Raw genomic sequence first — 16,107 nt, 5'->3', positions numbered from 1 at the left:
ATCAGTCTCAGTCGCCTTCGCCGTGTTTTCGGGCGGCCTCTCTCAGGCGCGCGAAGATCGCTGCCGGATCTTCCGGCGCTGACACTTCATCCGGCTCGGGATAATCATCCTCATAGAACTCGCCGAGAACAGCATCGGCCTCTTCATCGGCTTCCTCGGCCAGCCCGCTCGCCGCGCCCGCAGCCGCAGCCGCCGGCACCCCTTCCCGCTGAGCCTGCCGCGCCGGCGCCGCCGCGCCGGAGAACACCGCTTCGGCGTCTTCATAGTCTTCCGTCACCGAAGAGCGGAAATGCGCAATCACGGTTTCCCCGCCCGTCAGCGTCTGCCCGGCCCAGACATGCGTGCGGATATCGGCCGGCAGATACACATCACACCAGCCGCCCAGGCGCCGCGTGCCGAAACTCCGCCCCAGGCGCACCACATCGCCATGGTCCACCGCCAGCTCGATCCGGGGGCCGAGCCCGCCGGTCGTCAGCACGATGCCGGCCTGCTCGCCCTGGCTTTCAAACGTCACAAAGGCCCTCGTCAGCCCTTCCTGGTCGGGCTTGGGAGAGATCGGCTGGCCCGGTTCGCCCTGCTGCAGCGACACGATCTCCACACCCCCGGCCATCGGCGCGTAAAGCTTGTTGGTCGAAACCGGCGAGGACGCGATCCGCACGCGCACCAGGCTCTCGCCCTTCAGGCGCAGCGCCGCAGGCGCGTCGCCATAGCCGACCGACACCACCACCCCGTCGCACGGGGCCACCACGCCATAGGCCAGGTCCGGCGGCGTGCGCCTCGCCCAGCGCCCGGCGGCGAGCGCGATCACCATTGCGGCAAAACCGATCCAGAACAGCGGCGCCCAGATCCAGCCCAGCAGCAGCGCCGCCAGGAAGGCCCCGGCCGCTGCGGCCACGGCTTCCCAGTCGAACACGGTTTTCATCCAGGGCAGCGACTGGCGCTCGAAGTCATCGCTCATCGGCTCGCCTCCTCTACAGGTCTGTTTTCGCTGAGAAGTTCAGCGGGATCGGCGCGGTGCGCCTGACGATGCCACATATCAGCATATTTGCCGCCTTTTGCCAGCAGCCCCTCATGCGTTCCGCGCTCCACGATCCGGCCTGCTTCCAGCACCAGGATCTCGTCTGCCGAAACCACGGTCGAGAGGCGGTGGGCCACAACCAGCGTCGTGCGTCCGGCCGAGGCCTCTTCCAGCGCCTCCTGAACGGCGGCTTCGGTGGCGCTGTCGAGCGCGCTCGTCGCCTCGTCCAGCACCAGGATCGCCGGGTTCGCCAGGATCACGCGGGCAATGCCGACGCGCTGCTTCTCCCCGCCAGAGAGCTTCAGGCCGCGCTCGCCCACGCGGGTGTTCCAGCCATCGGGCAGGCTTTCGATGAAGGTCAGAAGCTGCGCCCGGCGGGCCGCTTCGCGCAGCTCCGCTTCGGTCGCTTCGGGGCGCGCATAGGCGATGTTGGCGCGCAGCGTGTCGTTGAACAGCACCACATCCTGGGGCACGAGGCCGAGGGCCGCCCGCAGCGATTCCTGCGTCAGCCCGCGCACATCCTGCCCGTCCACCTTCACCGCGCCCGCGTCCACATCATAGAAGCGGAACAGGAGCTTCAGCAGGGTGGACTTGCCTGCCCCGGATGTGCCGACAAAGGCCACCTTTTTCCCCGGCGCCACATCAAAGCTGACATCGGAAACGCCCACCGCCCGGCCTTCATGGCTGAAGGCCACCTTCTCGAAGGTCACATGCCCCTTCGGCGCCGTCAGCACCTTGGCATCGGGGGCATCCTGCACTTCCGGCACCATGCCCATCAGGCCGTGCAGCTTCTCAAGGTCCACCGCGCCCTGCTTGATCTCCCGCCAGGCCCAGCCGAGGATGTTCAGCGGCGCATACAGCGACAGCAGCATCAGCATCACCGCCGTCAGGTCACCGATCTGCATCGTGCCCTGGATGACGTTCCAGGCCGACAGCACCATCACCGCCAAGAGGCCGAGATTCATCACCAGCGCCTGCACCGTGTTGAGCACATACATGCTGCGGTTGGTGTCGACATAATGCCGGTTGTAATTGGCCATCGCGTCGTCAAACCGGCGCGTTTCGCGGGTTTCGGCGGCGAAGGATTTCACCGTTTCAAAGTTGGTGAGGATGTCCACCGAGGTCGCGCGGAAATGCGTGTCCGCCTCGTTCATCTTCCGGCGCTGGCGCACGCGCCATTCGGTGATGATCACCGTGCTGATCACATAAAGCGCAATCGTTGCCACCGCGATCAGCGACAGGCGGATGTCATAGGCAATGCCGAGCGCGACCGAAGCCAGCACCAGACGCACCAGCGTCGGCCCGATATTGAAGGCGAGGAAGCGGATCAGATAGTCGATCGCGCTGGCGCCGCGCTCGATGATGCGGTTGAGCGCGCCGGTCCGGCGGGTCTGGTGAAAGCCGAGGGAAAGCGCCAGGGAATGCCCGAACGCATCGACACTCGCCACGCGCTGGGCGTCCTGGCTGACCGGCGAGAACAACCAGTCACGGATCTGCGGCAGGGCCGCTGCGGCAAACCGCAGAGCCAGCCCATAGGTCAGCCACAGGGCCGCCGTCGCGAAGCTGGCCGCCACGCCGCCTTCAGGCACAGCCTGGTTGATCGCATGGCCCATCACCAGGGGCGAGATGACCTCTAGAACGGAAGCGGCCAGCGTGATGATCACCGCCAGCGCCATCACCGGCCGCCATTTGGCCAGTTCCGGCCGGCCCAGCAGGGTCAGGATGCGTAAAATTGATTTCCACAGCCCGCCATCGGCGCTGTCGATACGGTCGTGGTTCTCAGGGGCCGGAACGGCAGCATGGGGCGGGCTCATGCCTGCCATATGGCGCTGTTTGCGCGGAAGTGAAACCCGCTCGCCCTGCGAAACCGTCTGGCGAAGTTGCCTCCGGCCTCCTATCACTTAAGGGAAAGAATGAGCCGAGAGACTGATAAAATGACAAAAATTCGCTCGATCTGCGTCTATTGCGGCGCCTCCGACGCGGTGGACCCGCGCTATATCCGGCTGGCCGAAGACCTTGGCCGGGAACTGGCCCGGCGGGGCATGCGCCTCGTCTATGGCGGCGGCGGCGTCGGCCTGATGGGCGCCTGCGCCCGCGCCGCGCATGAGGCCGGCGGCAGCGTGCTGGGCATCATGCCCCGCTTCCTCCTGCAGAAGGAGCGTATCTACAAGGATGTGGAACACCGCATCGTCGAGGACATGCACACCCGCAAACAGATGATGTTTGAGGAGTCCGAAGCCTTTATCGTGCTGCCCGGTGGCATCGGCACGCTGGAGGAGGCTGTGGAAATCCTCTCCTGGGCGCGCCTTGGCCTGCATGCCAAGCCGATGGCCTTTCTGGACGAGGACGACTTCTGGTCGCCCTTCTTTGACCTCCTTGAGCGGATCATCGAAGGCGGGTTCATCCCCGACGAATTCCGCCAGATGATGGTTCACAGCAAGACCTCCACCGCCGCCATCGAAGCCCTTCTGGACCGCGTCGTGGTGCTGGATATCTGATCTCAGCCGTGATGGCGCATGCCGGGATCGAGCCGTTCGAGCTCGGCATTCAGCCATTGATGATGCTGTTCCAGCCGCGTGACCGCCTCAAGGTCGGTCTCGTTGCGGCAGACGAGTTCCTCGCGCCAGGCCGACAGCACTTTCAGCTGCGACCGCAGCCAGCACAGCATCTGGCTGTCATCGATGGGCATGCAGATCATGGGTTTCTCCTTCACCAGGGCCCGGCGCGCCAGAACCTATATGAGAACGATTCTCAATACTGGTGTCGCAAAGATTTGTCCTTTTTGCAAGTTATTCTCATTCTTTCTGCGGATGAAAAATTTGTCACCCGGACGCCCCTTCTCCTGAAAGGGAGAGCGTCAGGAGACGCCCCGGACGGGTCACCGCGCGGACAGGCCGGGACAGATCCCGGACAGTTTCGGACAATTCCGGACACTTCCGGACATTCCGGGTCACCTTCGGCGGCGCGCCGCTCGCCGCCCGCGAGGCGTTCCTGATCCCAGCCTATGCTTCCCTTGCTGGCGTTCATAACGGGGCACCAATGATCGTTTCGCCTGGCAGCGAGATCGGGCTGGAGGACCTGGCGCCGGAGGTCTATGCCGTGCTCATCCGCCACATCGCCCCGCGCCGGAAGGCGCCAAGAGGGATGCGCGGTCCTATCCGACAGCGGTGACATTTGCGGTAGGTGAGCCGTAACCCAGAGCATGATTAGACGGTCACTTTGAGGAGCCAGGGTTTCCCGTACTGGTAGATGATGGTAGGGTCGGCCTGTTTGCAGGCATGGGAGAAGAACAGGATGCGCTTTGTACTACTCACCGCTGCACTGGCCGTCTGCCCGATTGTTGCAGAGGCACAGGAAGGGGGCAGCGCAACATTGGCTCCGCCCCTGAAAGAAGCGGACGGCCAGGTCATGCGTCTCCCCATGGAAGCGCCGGGTCCGGACGAAACCCTGATGGGAGATGATGCCGTGAGAGAGAGCTGTCGCGCTGCTTTCAGGAACATCATTCTAAATCCGGCGCACACTCTTGGCGAAGTGACAGTCAGCACCAAGTCCGGCTACGACTACATTTGTCGCGCAGAAGCTCTCGCGCCCCCGCCTTCAGCAAGCACCTTGCTGCTTCGCTATATGCTCGCTGGCGACGAGCCGGTAGTCGTCATCTCAATGAAGCGCCCTGAACAAAAATAACCCCACCTGCCTGGAGGCAGATGGGGCCAGAGTTTTCCCTACGCAGCAGGAAAGGTGTCAGACGTTCTCGAACTGGTTCATGGTGTTGTGCTCGCCGCTGGCTTTCAGGGCGCGTTCACCGGCAACCATTTCCTTGAACGTGTCGCCAAGGTCCGAGCCGACTTCGTGCTGGTGTTTGACAGCCGAGACGTTGTTGCGGATTTCCTGGCGCTGGATGGTTTTGACATAGGCGGCCATCTTGTCTTCGCCGAAGTAGCCGCGGGAGAGCTGGTCGGTGGCGAAGGCCGTCATGTGGAAGGTGGGCAGCGTGATCAGGTTGTGGAACACGCCGGCGCGCTCGGAGATGTCATACTGGAAGCGCTTGAGGCGGGCGTCCGCCTCCTGGCCGAGCGGGGTGTCGTCATACTTGGCCGACATAAGCTCGGCTTCCGGATATTCGCCCTCCGCAATCTTGCCTTCAGCGGCCCAGGCCTTGCGGACCTGTTTGCGCAGGTTGAGCGTCCAGTTGAACGAGGGCGAGTTGTTGTAGGTGAGCTTGGCATCCGGAACGGCGGCCTTCACGCGGTTTACCAGGCCCGCGATAACGTCGACGTCCGGCGTATCGGTTTCGATCCAGAGAAGGTCTGCGCCGCCGAGGGTGAGATTGGCAATGCAGTCTTCCACCACGCGGTCAGCGCCGGTGTTCTCACGGAACTTGAAGAGGCCGTTGGGCAGGCGAACCGGCTTCACGAGGCGGCCATTCTGCTGCAGGGCGAGGTCGCCCTCTTTCAGCGGATTGGCGGGGGTGATTTCCTCCACTTCCAGCCATTTGGTGTATTCCGAAGCGAGGTCACCGGCATGCTGGGAGACCGGCACCTTCTGCGTCAGGCCAGCGCCGAGGCTGTCTGTGCGGGCGACGATGACGCCGTCATCCACGCCGAGTTCCTCAAACGCCAGGCGGCAGGCGCGCAGCTTCTCGATGAAGTCTTCCCGCGGCACCGTGACCTTGCCATCCTGGTGGCCGCACTGTTTGGCGTCCGACACCTGATTCTCGATCTGGATGCAGCAGGCACCGGCCTTGATCAGCTCCTTGGCGAGCAGATAGGTCGCGTGCTCGTTGCCGAAGCCGGCATCAATGTCAGCGATGATCGGAACGACATGGGATTCGAAGGTGTCGATGCGCTGAATGATCGTCTCTATCACGTCAGCGGGGGCGCCCTTCTCGCGGGCAGATTTCAGTTCACGGAAGAGATCATTGAGGGCGACTTCATCAGCCTGGCGGAGGGAGACGTAGATTTCCTCGATCAGGTCTGCCACGGAAGTTTTCTCGTGCATCGACTGGTCCGGCAGGTGGCCGAAGCGGTTGCGCAGACCGGCGACCATCCAGCCGGAGAGATACACATAAGTGCCCTTGGCCGTGCCCTTCATGCGCTTGACGGCCTTGATCATCTGCTGGGCATGGAAGCCCGACCAGCAGCCGAGCGACTGGGTGAATTTGGAATGGTCCTTGTCATAGGCGGCCATGTCGGCGCGCATCACACCGGCCATCTCGCGGGCGATATCCAGGTGGGTGTTGTAGGTGTTCTGCATCTTCAGCTGGACGATATCATCCACGGTGACGCCGCCCGGCGCCTGGCCGGTGGGGTAACGTTTCTGAACCTGTGCGCGCAGCTCTGCGTAGGTAGGACGTTTGGACATGTGAGTGTCTCCTTGGAGAATTTTCTGATTAGTTTGTTGACGGATCATGCAAGGGTGCGCAGCGCTTCATAGGCGGGCAGCGTCAGGAAGTCGGCGAGGTCTTCGGAGGTCGCCGTATTGGTGAAGATTTCAGCGGCAATGTCATAGCGGCCGGCCTTGAAACCGGTTTCGCCGAGGGCGGCGCGCACCTTGCCGAGTTCATCGGCGAGGATTTCCTGGAACCATGCCTTCGTGAAGGTGCGGGCTGCGCCGTCTGCAGCGATCACCTGCGCGCCGTGATGGATCCACTGCCAGATCTGGCTGCGCGAGATTTCGGCGGTGGCGGCGTCTTCCATCAGGTTGTGGATCGGCACGGCGCCGCGTCCGTTCAGCCAGGCGGCGGTGTATTCGATGCCGACCGACACATTGGTGCGCACGCCCGCTTCGGTGATCTCGCCGGTATGGGGCTTCAAGAGCGCTGCCTGGCTGATCGGCGGGAAACAGCGCTGGCCGAGCACCTGGTTGCCGAGCGGCATATGCTCGTTGAACACTTCCATGGCGACGGGGACGAGCGCAGGGTGAGCAACCCAGGTGCCATCATGGCCATTCTTCACTTCACGGAGCTTGTCTGCGCGCACCTTGGCGAAGGCCGCGTCATTGGCCGCCTCGTCATTCTTGACCGGGATCTGCGCGGCCATGCCGCCCATGGCATGGGCGCGGCGCCGGTGGCAGGTCTTGATGAGCAGCAGCGAATAGGCGTTGAGGAAGGCCCGGTCCATGCCGACCTGCGCGCGGTCCGGCAGCACGAAATCGGGGTTTTTCCGCAGCGTCTTGATATAGGAAAAGATGTAATCCCAGCGGCCGCAATTGAGGCCGGCGATGTGGCGGCGCAGTTCGTAGAGAATCTCGTCCATCTCGAAGGCGGCGGGCAATGTCTCGATAAGGACGGTTGCCTTGATCGATCCGGTGGGTATGCCGATTTCGCCTTGTGCGTATTCGAACACGTCGTCCCAGAGGCGGGCCTCCAGATGGCTTTCCATCTTGGGCAGGTAGTAGAAGGGGCCGATGCCAGCCTCAAACAGCATCCTGCCATTGTGATAGAAATGCAGGCCGAAATCGAACAGGCTCGCGGAGATCGGGCGGCCCTCGACGAGAACATGCGCCTCCTCCATATGCCAGCCGCGCGGGCGGACGATCATCACGGCGACCTTTTCGTTCAGCGTGTAGGATTTGCCGGAAGCGGCATCTGTATAGGCGAGCTTTCCGCGGGCAAAATCCTGCATGTTGACCTGGCCATCGATCATATTGGCAAAGGTCGGCGAGGAGGCGTCCTCGAAATCGGCCATGAACATCTTGGCGCCGGAGTTCAGCGCATTGATCATCATCTTGCGGTCCACTGGGCCGGTGATCTCGACCGAGCGATCGAGCAGCACCGAGGGAACCGGATCGACTTCCCAATGGCCATTGCGGATGAATTTCGTCTCTGGGAGGAAATCGGGCAGTTCGCCGGCATCAAACCGGGCCTGGCGTTCCTTCCGCAGGCGGAGCAGATCGCGGCGGCGGGCGCCGAAGCGGCGCTCCAGCGCCTCGATGAAGGCAAGCGCCTGGGGGGTCAGCACGCGGTCTACACCGGCGGCCTTGCCCTTCACTTCGATCTGCGCGCGGGCAGCGGAAGGCTGTTCAAGCGTGGCAGCGATGGACATGGCCGGTTCTCCCTGGATGTCTTAAAACTTGACACAACCTTATTTACAGACTGACGCGGGATCGAGTACCTTTCTGTTTCCATTGGGTTTTTATGTTTACGTTGTAACAAGAACCCTGTGTCACTTGTAACGTTTGTAAATTCAGCCGGGGTGCCTGATGGCCGAGCGCAAGGAAAAAACCCTTATCGGCCCGCGTATTCGGCGGCTGCGGCGCACGCTGGGCATCACCCAGGCGCAGATGGCCGAAGACCTCGGCGTGTCGGCGAGTTACATCAACCTGATCGAGGGCAACCAGCGCCCGATCAGCGCCAACCTCCTGTTAACTCTGGCACGGGTTTACGATTTCGACATTTCCGATGTCGGCGGGATGGGCGATGCGCGGCTTGTGTCGGAACTGATGGAGGTGATCCGCGACCCGGTTCTGGAAGCCGGGCAGGTCGGCAAGAATGATGTCGAGGATATCGTCAATGCGAGCCCGGACATCGCGCGCGCCTTCGTGCACCTCTATGACAAATACCGCGAACTGGCGCTGCGCACCTATTCGGACAATAATCCGCTGACGGACCGGGAGAAGGTGGAGCTGCTGGAGGAATCGGCGCGCAGCGTGGAATCCGTGCGCCAGATGCTGCAGGACCACCGGAACTATTTCCCGGAGCTGGACGAGGCGGCGGAATCCTTTTCGGTGGAGCTTTCGACCATCCATGAAGATCCGTATGCGGCAATGATCCAGCGGCTTAAAGGCCAGCATGGGCTGCGCGTGCGCGTGGTGCCGTATGACATCATGCCCAACACGCTGCGCTATTATGACCGGCACAAGCGCGGGATTGATCTTTCCGAGCTGTTGCCCCAATCGGGCCGGCGTTTCCAGCTTGCCTTCCAGCTGGGCATGCTGGAATTCGGCGAATTGATCGATTCCTATGTGCTGAAGGCGGGCTTTACCGACCGGGACGCGATCGGCCTGGCCCGGGTCAGCCTTGCCAACTATTTCGCCGCCGCCGTGCTGATGCCCTATCATTCCTTCCTGCGCGAAGCGGAGAAGACGAAATATGATGTGCAACTGCTGAGCCACCGCTTCAACACCAGCTTCGAGCAGACCGCCCACCGGCTGACGACGCTGCAGAAGCCGGATGCGCGCGGCATTCCCTTCTTCTTTGTACGCATCGACACGGCGGGGAACGTTTCCAAGCGCTTCAGCGCGGGGCGGTTCCATTTTTCGAAGTTCGGCGGCGCCTGCCCGCTCTGGAACATCCACGAATGCTTTGAATCGCCGGGACGTATCCGTACACAGATTATCCAGATGCCGGACGATACGACGTATTTCTCTATCGCCCGCACGATTACCCGCACCGATGGCTTCTATGACAAGCCAGGGCCGAAGCTCGCCATCGGGCTTGGCTGCGACATTGCCTACGCCAAACGCCTCGTCTATGCGACCGACCATAATCTGGAGAAAGCCGAGCCCACGCCCATCGGCGTCAACTGCTACCTTTGCGAGCGGCAGAATTGCGCCTCCCGCGCCCATGCCCCGCTGAGCCGCAAGCTGGTCTTCGACGAACGCGCCCGCGGCATCTCGCTCTACCGCTTCCAGGACGATTAGGGCTTTACGCAAGCCTTGGCGCGCGCAACACCCGGCAGGACAGCTGCCACTTCGCGAACGCGATCCGTAGCAACAAGTTGCACCCCTTGCGTGATGCGGCGATAAAGCGTGTCATCGCCCAGCATCCGGATGCGGCTGTCCCAGGATCCCGTCCACCATCCAAGGGGCGCAAAGGCGGACTCAACACCCTCTTCCGCCAGCGCCGCATAGAAATCCGGGTTCGGAACTTCCGTACCCCCCCAAGAAAGGATACGGGAGAGATCGACACCGCTTATACGCAACGCATCGAGGTCGGCGAGCGTTTCTATCGGCGTGACGATCATCGCGTCGGGCGCGAGCCGGTACACAAGTGCTGCGTCCTCCAGGGAGTAAGTGGCAAAGACGACGCGGCCAAACGCATCCTGCGTTCTCACCGCATCCACCAGATCTTCATAGGTTGTTTCCGCCTTGCGATCGAGCGCAAGCATGGCGCGCCCTTCGCTCCAGCCTAGCGTCTCCATTAGCGTCGGAATCCGGAACTGCGTCAGTGTCCCATCATTGTCCACGAGGAAGAATTCGCGCAGCTGCTCATATGTCAGGCTACGCACCTCACCCTCGCCATCGGTTGTACGCGCGAGCGTGTCATCGTGCATCAAGACGAGGACGCCGTCGGCGCTTTTCTGTACGTCCACCTCCAGCAGGGCGGGCACTTCGGAAACCGTGTGAGCGAAGGTTTCCAGCGCATTCTCGGGATAGCCCGGCACCGGTCCGCCGCGATGGCCACTGATGATTACGGCGTCGTTTTCGCGCAGACAGTCGAAGAAGCCGGGCATATCGCCCGCCGCCGATACCAGCGGAAAGTTGGCAGGCGTCCCCGTCATCGCTTGCAATGGGGCCGACGTGCTGGCGCAACTTGAAAGCAGGCCAGCGCAGACCAGGAAGAAGCTGTTTTTAAACATGATCATTCCCTCAGTAGCGAACTGACAGGCGGATTTGAGCGGTGCGGCCATAAGTCGAATCGCCCAGCTTTTCCTCATAGAACTTGTCGGTGATGTTGTGGATCTTCCCTGCCAGGCTCACCCGCTCGGTAATATTCCACACCGCAGAAACGCTATAAAGCGAATAGCCGGGCATGACATAGCTGCTCGGATAATCGCTGAAAAATTCGTCACGCCAATAGCCATCCACGGTCAATGCCAGCTTGCTCATTGGACGGACAGTTACAGCAGCACTGGCTTCATGTTTGGGGCGGCCAAAAAGCTGCGTGCCAACGGAACGCTGGGAGACATCCATATAGGTGTAGGCGCCGCGCAGATCGATCCAGGAAGCAGGTGACACACGCAGATCAAGCTCGACCCCGGACATGTCGACAGGGCTCTGAATATTCTGCGGGGAAGACTTGCCCGTCAGCGGATTGAAGATGGAGAAGATGCCGTCATCGGCAACCCCGTCGAAATAGGTAATGCTCCAGCCGGCCAGACCATTCTCCAGGCGCTGATCAATGCCGATGTCCATCATCCAACTCGACTCCGGTTTGAGGTCCGGGTTGCCTTCATAGGTCGCTGAAGAGCCGAGCAGCTGGCGCAATCCGGGGGCTTCGGCGCCTTCGCCGTATGACGCGCGCAGTTTCGTGTCGATGCCAGGAAGGTCCATCTGGTCCGGCAGGTTGTAGGCGGCCGTCAGCCGGTGAGTGAATTCACCGCCAAACTTCTCATTGTCGTCATAGCGCGCCGCTCCGGAAAGGAAGAGACCTTTGAGGACTTCAAAGTTTACCTCTGCAAAAGCCGCAGTGTTGGAGATGCCATCATCGATCAGCGCATAACCAGCGCCAACAGGTTGTTCGAACACGGCCTGTTCATCTCGGTACTCTGCCCCCCCGACGAAGGTGACGCGCTCGGTTGGCCGCCAGGTGGCGTAGTAGATGCCCTCAACGGTGCGGCCTTCGCTTTCCTGCTCCGTACCCGGCGCAGTATAGACATCCTGCAGATCAACAATGGACACCTGCGCCGTGTGATCCAGCTTGCCGTCAAAGGTCTTCCAGACCCCCTTGACCGCGCCGAACAGCTGCTGGCTTTCATTCTGCCCTTCGCTGTCCTGGAAAAGGAATGCCGGCAGGCCCAAAGGATTGTTCGCCGGCAGATAATTAGCGTCGATCTCGTTCATCGCATCGGTATAGCGCACCCATGCACTCAGCTCGGTATTCGTGGTTGGCCGCACTTCACCGCGCAGCTGCGCTGTGAAGTTTTCATAGCCGTCACGCTCGACATTGCCGGGCGGGCGGCTGGAGAGCGAGATACCGGCTGTATCATAATAGGAAAGGCTGCCGGAGACGCCGTAAGTATCGGTGCCCTGCTGTGCTCCGGCGGTCAGCTCATAGGTGCTGTTATCGCCAACCATCGCAGAGCCACGCACCTCCAGAGGCCCGTTCGGACGCTTGGTGATCACATTGATGACGCCGGCCACGGCATCGGCTCCATACACGCCCGATTGTGGCCCGCGCAGAACTTCCACACGCTCCACATTGTCCAGGAACAGGTGGTCGATACCGAACTGATTATCCGCTTCAGAGGGATTGTTGACCTTCACACCATCGATCAGCACAAGGACATGCTTGGTGGTAAAGCCCCGCATGCGGACCTGCGTGTTTTGGCCCACCCCGCCCGAGCGGGTGATTGCAACGCCGGGAATACGTTCCAGCGCCTCGTCAAGCGTTGCCAGCTGTTGCAACTCGATCTCGGCGGCATCAAGAATGCTGATCGCGTCGCCCATCTGGCTGACCGGAACTGCAGACCGCGAAGATGAAACGATAACCTCCTGCATCTTCAGGATCTCGTCCTCCTGGGCCTGAGCGAGACCGTGAGACAAGGTTGAAACAGACAAGGCACAAAGAAGCGATGTTCGGAAGGAAAAGGCAGACATGGTTGACACCCCAGAAGCTGAATTTCTGGGGTGCCGATTACAGGGGCGGCGCGACGGTGATTTTGCATTTGCGTGAACAATCCATAATTGCGGCGCCTCAAATCACCTGACCGTCACAAAAATGATTGCAGCAGGCGCTATGTCCACAGCCTGAAGCCGCGTAAATTTTTCCGGCCGAGGTAAGCCATGGAGATGCCGCCGCACACCGGCTGGGCCGGAATGATCGTCAATCTGCGCCGCAGTCAGGGATTATCCCAGCGGGCGCTGGCAAATCTTCTGGAAGTTGACCAGACAAGCGTATCACGCTGGGAACGCGGCGCCGGGCTTCCCAGCGCAAAGCTGCGCCGACGAATGCGTGACATGATGCGCCAAAATCCAGCCAACAAACTGGATACTCTGGCAAAACTCCGGGTGCAGATGTCGGACTGGCCATCCACCTTGTTGCGGCAGGGGGCCATTCTTCTCGAAATGAGCCGCAGAGTCCCTGCCGAAGTTTCGGTGGAAAAGCTGCTGAAAGGCAAAAGCCTCTATGGCCAGTTCGGTGAGGAGGCTGATGAGCAGGTATTCGCCTGGGAGCGTTCAGGGATCTTCTCCGGTGAGCTTGCCATGACGGTGTCCCTCAACCGGATCGTCACACCTTCCGGCCCGGTTTATTTCCGGGGCATGGATACACCCCACATCTGCTCAGGCGGGGAAATCTGGTGCCTGTGCGAAATCCGCCGGCTGAGCGAGGAAGAGTACGAAACTTCACTGCGCCAGATGGGCGGCGCGTTGATGTCGATCCCATTTGATGAGCTTGGCTGAACCGCACCTCACTCCGGAAGGATGTCGCGCAGGACGCGGACGAGGGAGGTGTCCATCATCGGTTTACGGACGAGCGCGACAAAGCCGGCCCGGTGCGCCGAGACTTCCAGCGTGGGAAGCTCCCAGCCGGAAATCATGATGGCGGGCGTATCGATCCCCCTCTCCCGCAAGGCAGTGAGCAGGGCAAAGCCATCCATGCCATCCAGCTTCAGGTCGATGACGAAACAGTCAAAGTCGCCGGGCTTCACGTCCACCAGCAGTTCGTCTGCCCCGGTGAATGTGTCTACGGAGAAGCCCCGCGCGCCCAGAAGCAGGCGCAGGGACTGGCGTACCGCCGGGCTGTCATCGACAACAGCGATGCGGCGGGGGGGATGAACTGGCAAAGGCTTTGCGGTGGCGCTCACATCACTCTCCGGGACTCCGGGAGCTTGAAATGTGCACGGGATTCCCCCTGCAGTCTTTAAGTAGAAGCCCCTAAAGCTGCTGTTTATTCAATGCCGAAGCCAGCAGCGAAGGCGATTCGCAGAACGGTTGAAAGATTGGACGCGCCCATCTTTTCCATCACATTCGCCCGGTGGATTTCGACCGTGCGCGGCGAAATATCCAGCGAGATGGCGATTTCCTTGTTGGTCTGCCCGTCCACAAGGCCGAGCAGAACTTCCTTCTCGCGCGCGGTGAGGTGTTCGATCAGGCCGCGGGCCTCATCGGCCAGCACCTCTTCCTTGCGGCGGGCCTCCAGGCGCTCGAAAGCGCGGGTCAGCGCCTCTACCAGCGTCTGCTTGGCGTAGGGCTTTTCAACGAAATCAACGGCGCCCGCCTTCATCGCGCGAACAGCCACGGCGACATCGCCATGCCCTGTCAGCACGATCACCGGCATCGCGACCCCGCGCTCGTTGAGAACTTCCTGCACCTGCAGGCCATCCATCTTGGGCATCTGGACATCGAGCAGGATGCAGCCCTTCTCGGCCTCCTCAACCTGGTCGAGGAAGGCGACTCCATCGACATAGGTTTTCACGCGGAATCCGGCATGACGCAGCATGAAGCTTGCCGAATGGCGGATGGCTTCATCATCATCGACCAGATGGATAAGGCGGGTATCGGTCATGAGCCTGATTTAGCAGCATCTTTTCTCAGTGTGAACCGAAAACAGGTGCCCCCTTCGGGCGGCGTAATGGCGCGGATGGTTCCGCCATGTGCTTCCACGATGGTCTGGCAGATCGAGAGGCCGAGCCCCATGCCCTGGGATTTCGTGGTGGCGAAGGGTTTGAAGATGTTCTCGCGCAGCTCCTGGGTGAGCCCCGGCCCATTGTCGCAGACCTCCACCGCCACAAAACCCGGCTCGTCGGCGAGAAAGACGCGCACGGTGATGCGGGCGTCCTGGGTGTTGGAGAGGGCGTCCATCGCATTGCGGATGAGATTGATGACCACCTGCTGGATCTGGATGGGATCGCCCATCACCAGATCGGCCTCCTCATCCTGATCAAACTTGATCGGAATATCCGCCAGATCCCGCGAGAGCTTGGAAAGCGCGATGGCATCGGCCAGCAAGGGGCCGAGGCTCAGCGGGCGGGCGTCCACCTCACCGCGTGAGACATAGGACCGCAGCTTGCGAACGATTTCTCCGGCCCGCACAGCCTGACGGGCCGCTTCGGTAAGCGCTTCCCGCAGGATTTCGCGCGTTTCCGGGTCGGGCGACTCAATCAGATCGCGGCTGGCTTCGAGATAGTTGGCCACCGCCGTCAGCGGCTGGTTGAGTTCATGCGCCAGCGCGGAGGCCATCGTGCCCACCGCGCTGAGACGCGAGAAATGCACCAGTTCCGACTGCATTTCCTGCATGCGCAGCTCCGAACGCTGCTGTTCTGTCAGGTCACGGATGAAAGCGGTGAACAGGAAATGATCCCCGATTCGCGCTTCCCCGATCTTCAGATCGATGGGGAACTGCGTGCCATCAGCGCGCGACGCGATGACCACCCTGCCCTTGCCGATGATCTGGCGCTCGCCGGTGCGCAGGTAATTGCCGATGTAATTGTCGTGATTCACCTTGTCGCGGCCCGCCATCAGCATGTTGACGGGCTGGCCGATGACCTCCTCGGCGGAAAAGCCGAACAGCGCCTCTGCGGCGCGGCTGAACGCCAGGATCTTCCCGGACTCGTCGGTCACTACCATGCCATCGGGCACAGAGGCGAGGATGGACGCCAGGTGCAGCTGGAGGGTCTCCCCGTCCAGCAGGTTCACAGGCGCCTGCGTCGTTTTCGGCGTGTCGCTCATCCGTCAAGATCCATCCGGCAATGCCCCCTTTCACTGCCCTCTGCCGCCAGGCGGCGCAAGGCGGCGTCTTTTATCCCCGGCGGCGGAGCGCCTTCAAGCGGGGTTGCGCGGCCTGCCATAGGGCATAGGCCAGCATCGCAACGCCCGCTGCCATGGCATAGCAGCCCCAGCAGTGCATGGCCGCCAAGGCCATGATTTCATTGGTTTCTGCGCCTGGCGCCGGCAGCGGCGCCCCGCCCCCGCAGCGCATGGCGAGATAATCCTGAAGCGTCGCCTGACGCCCCATCTCGCCGACATGATTGGTGAATTTGACCGCGCCAGTTGCGGTCAGGGCGGTGCCCAGAGCTGCCGTCTTCCACATGAGCTCTCTCCTTTGCTGTCCTACCCGATTACCCCCGGTGCGACAGGCAGGCCCATCCGTACATCCCCTTATACAGTTCGCGCCGTCACTCCGGCAGTTACGCACCAGTATCGATCAC

Annotated in this window: 15 protein-coding genes; 4 read left to right on the top strand and 11 right to left on the bottom strand. The window is 61.6% G+C overall.

Translation table 11 applies throughout. From position 1 onward, the window contains the following. Window positions 1-7 precede the first annotated feature (7 nt). Both C0456_RS07900 and C0456_RS07895 read right to left on the bottom strand, forming a co-directional pair. The gene (locus C0456_RS07900; protein ID WP_291050342.1) at window positions 8-958 is read right to left on the bottom strand and encodes a phosphatidylserine decarboxylase; all 951 of its coding nucleotides are present in this window, start codon (window positions 956-958) and stop codon (window positions 8-10) included. Next, window positions 955-2,832: an ABC transporter ATP-binding protein/permease gene (locus C0456_RS07895; protein WP_291050340.1), complete on the bottom strand. Its 1,878-nt coding sequence runs from the start codon at window positions 2,830-2,832 to the stop codon at window positions 955-957. The genes C0456_RS07900 and C0456_RS07895 overlap by 4 nt, the downstream gene beginning before the upstream one ends. Window positions 2,833-2,952: 120 nt before the next feature. Between C0456_RS07895 and C0456_RS07890 the strand changes: the two genes are divergently transcribed. Then, window positions 2,953-3,516 (top strand): TIGR00730 family Rossman fold protein, encoded by a 564-nt coding sequence (locus C0456_RS07890; RefSeq protein ID WP_291050338.1) that lies wholly within the window; start codon window positions 2,953-2,955, stop codon window positions 3,514-3,516. Window positions 3,517-3,518: 2 nt separating this feature from the next. On the opposite strand, the gene C0456_RS07885 is transcribed toward C0456_RS07890, so the two are convergent. Next, a complete protein-coding gene (locus C0456_RS07885) occupies window positions 3,519-3,716 on the bottom strand; it encodes a hypothetical protein (RefSeq protein WP_291050336.1) in 198 nt (65 codons plus the stop codon). A 596-nt stretch (window positions 3,717-4,312) separates the two neighbouring features. Here C0456_RS07885 and C0456_RS07880 point away from each other — a divergent pair. Beyond that, complete coding sequence (locus C0456_RS07880) at window positions 4,313-4,702, top strand: hypothetical protein (RefSeq protein WP_291050334.1); 390 nt, start codon at window positions 4,313-4,315, stop codon at window positions 4,700-4,702. A 57-nt stretch (window positions 4,703-4,759) separates the two neighbouring features. Here the strand turns inward: C0456_RS07880 and C0456_RS07875 are convergent, their stop codons facing one another. Next, window positions 4,760-6,379: an isocitrate lyase gene (locus C0456_RS07875; RefSeq protein WP_291050332.1), complete on the bottom strand. Its 1,620-nt coding sequence runs from the start codon at window positions 6,377-6,379 to the stop codon at window positions 4,760-4,762. Between the two features lie 44 nt (window positions 6,380-6,423). Further along, window positions 6,424-8,061: a malate synthase A gene (gene aceB / locus C0456_RS07870; protein WP_291050330.1), complete on the bottom strand. Its 1,638-nt coding sequence runs from the start codon at window positions 8,059-8,061 to the stop codon at window positions 6,424-6,426. A gap of 157 nt (window positions 8,062-8,218) precedes the next feature. Here aceB and C0456_RS07865 point away from each other — a divergent pair, with 157 nt between their 5' ends. Then, window positions 8,219-9,658 carry a short-chain fatty acyl-CoA regulator family protein gene (locus tag C0456_RS07865; protein ID WP_291050328.1) on the top strand — a complete coding sequence of 480 codons (1,440 nt, stop codon included), beginning with the start codon at window positions 8,219-8,221 and terminating at the stop codon, window positions 9,656-9,658. On the opposite strand, the gene C0456_RS07860 is transcribed toward C0456_RS07865, so the two are convergent. Both C0456_RS07860 and C0456_RS07855 read right to left on the bottom strand, forming a co-directional pair. Continuing rightward, entirely contained in the window at window positions 9,655-10,518 is an 864-nt protein-coding gene (locus tag C0456_RS07860) for a glycerophosphodiester phosphodiesterase family protein (RefSeq protein ID WP_291050326.1), read from the bottom strand. The two genes, C0456_RS07865 and C0456_RS07860, sit on opposite strands and share 4 nt — an antisense overlap. Window positions 10,519-10,606: 88 nt before the next feature. Next, entirely contained in the window at window positions 10,607-12,502 is a 1,896-nt protein-coding gene (locus C0456_RS07855; RefSeq protein ID WP_291050324.1) for a TonB-dependent siderophore receptor, read from the bottom strand. A gap of 240 nt (window positions 12,503-12,742) precedes the next feature. Here C0456_RS07855 and C0456_RS07850 point away from each other — a divergent pair, with 240 nt between their 5' ends. Next, window positions 12,743-13,360 (top strand): helix-turn-helix domain-containing protein, encoded by a 618-nt coding sequence (locus C0456_RS07850; protein WP_291050322.1) that lies wholly within the window; start codon window positions 12,743-12,745, stop codon window positions 13,358-13,360. 8 nt (window positions 13,361-13,368) lie between these two features. Here the strand turns inward: C0456_RS07850 and C0456_RS07845 are convergent, their stop codons facing one another. The 4 genes from C0456_RS07845 to C0456_RS07830 all read right to left on the bottom strand — a co-directional run bounded on the left by C0456_RS07845 (window position 13,369) and on the right by C0456_RS07830 (window position 15,989). After that, window positions 13,369-13,764 carry a response regulator gene (locus tag C0456_RS07845; protein WP_291050320.1) on the bottom strand — a complete coding sequence of 132 codons (396 nt, stop codon included), beginning with the start codon at window positions 13,762-13,764 and terminating at the stop codon, window positions 13,369-13,371. 83 nt (window positions 13,765-13,847) lie between these two features. Further along, a complete protein-coding gene (locus C0456_RS07840) occupies window positions 13,848-14,465 on the bottom strand; it encodes a response regulator (protein ID WP_291050318.1) in 618 nt (205 codons plus the stop codon). After that, on the bottom strand, window positions 14,462-15,628 hold the full coding sequence (locus C0456_RS07835) for a PAS domain-containing sensor histidine kinase (RefSeq protein WP_291050316.1): 1,167 nt from the start codon (window positions 15,626-15,628) through the stop codon (window positions 14,462-14,464). Before C0456_RS07835 ends, C0456_RS07840 begins: the two co-directional genes overlap by 4 nt. A gap of 70 nt (window positions 15,629-15,698) precedes the next feature. Next, the gene (locus C0456_RS07830) at window positions 15,699-15,989 is read right to left on the bottom strand and encodes a hypothetical protein (protein WP_291050314.1); all 291 of its coding nucleotides are present in this window, start codon (window positions 15,987-15,989) and stop codon (window positions 15,699-15,701) included. Window positions 15,990-16,107: the final 118 nt, after the last annotated feature.

Origin of the sequence: Hyphomonas sp. (assembly GCF_013823385.1) — a bacterium.
GTDB lineage: Bacteria > Pseudomonadota > Alphaproteobacteria > Caulobacterales > Hyphomonadaceae > Hyphomonas.
The sequence above is the reverse complement of the archived record's forward strand: the minus strand, read 5'-3'. Positions and strand labels throughout refer to the sequence as shown.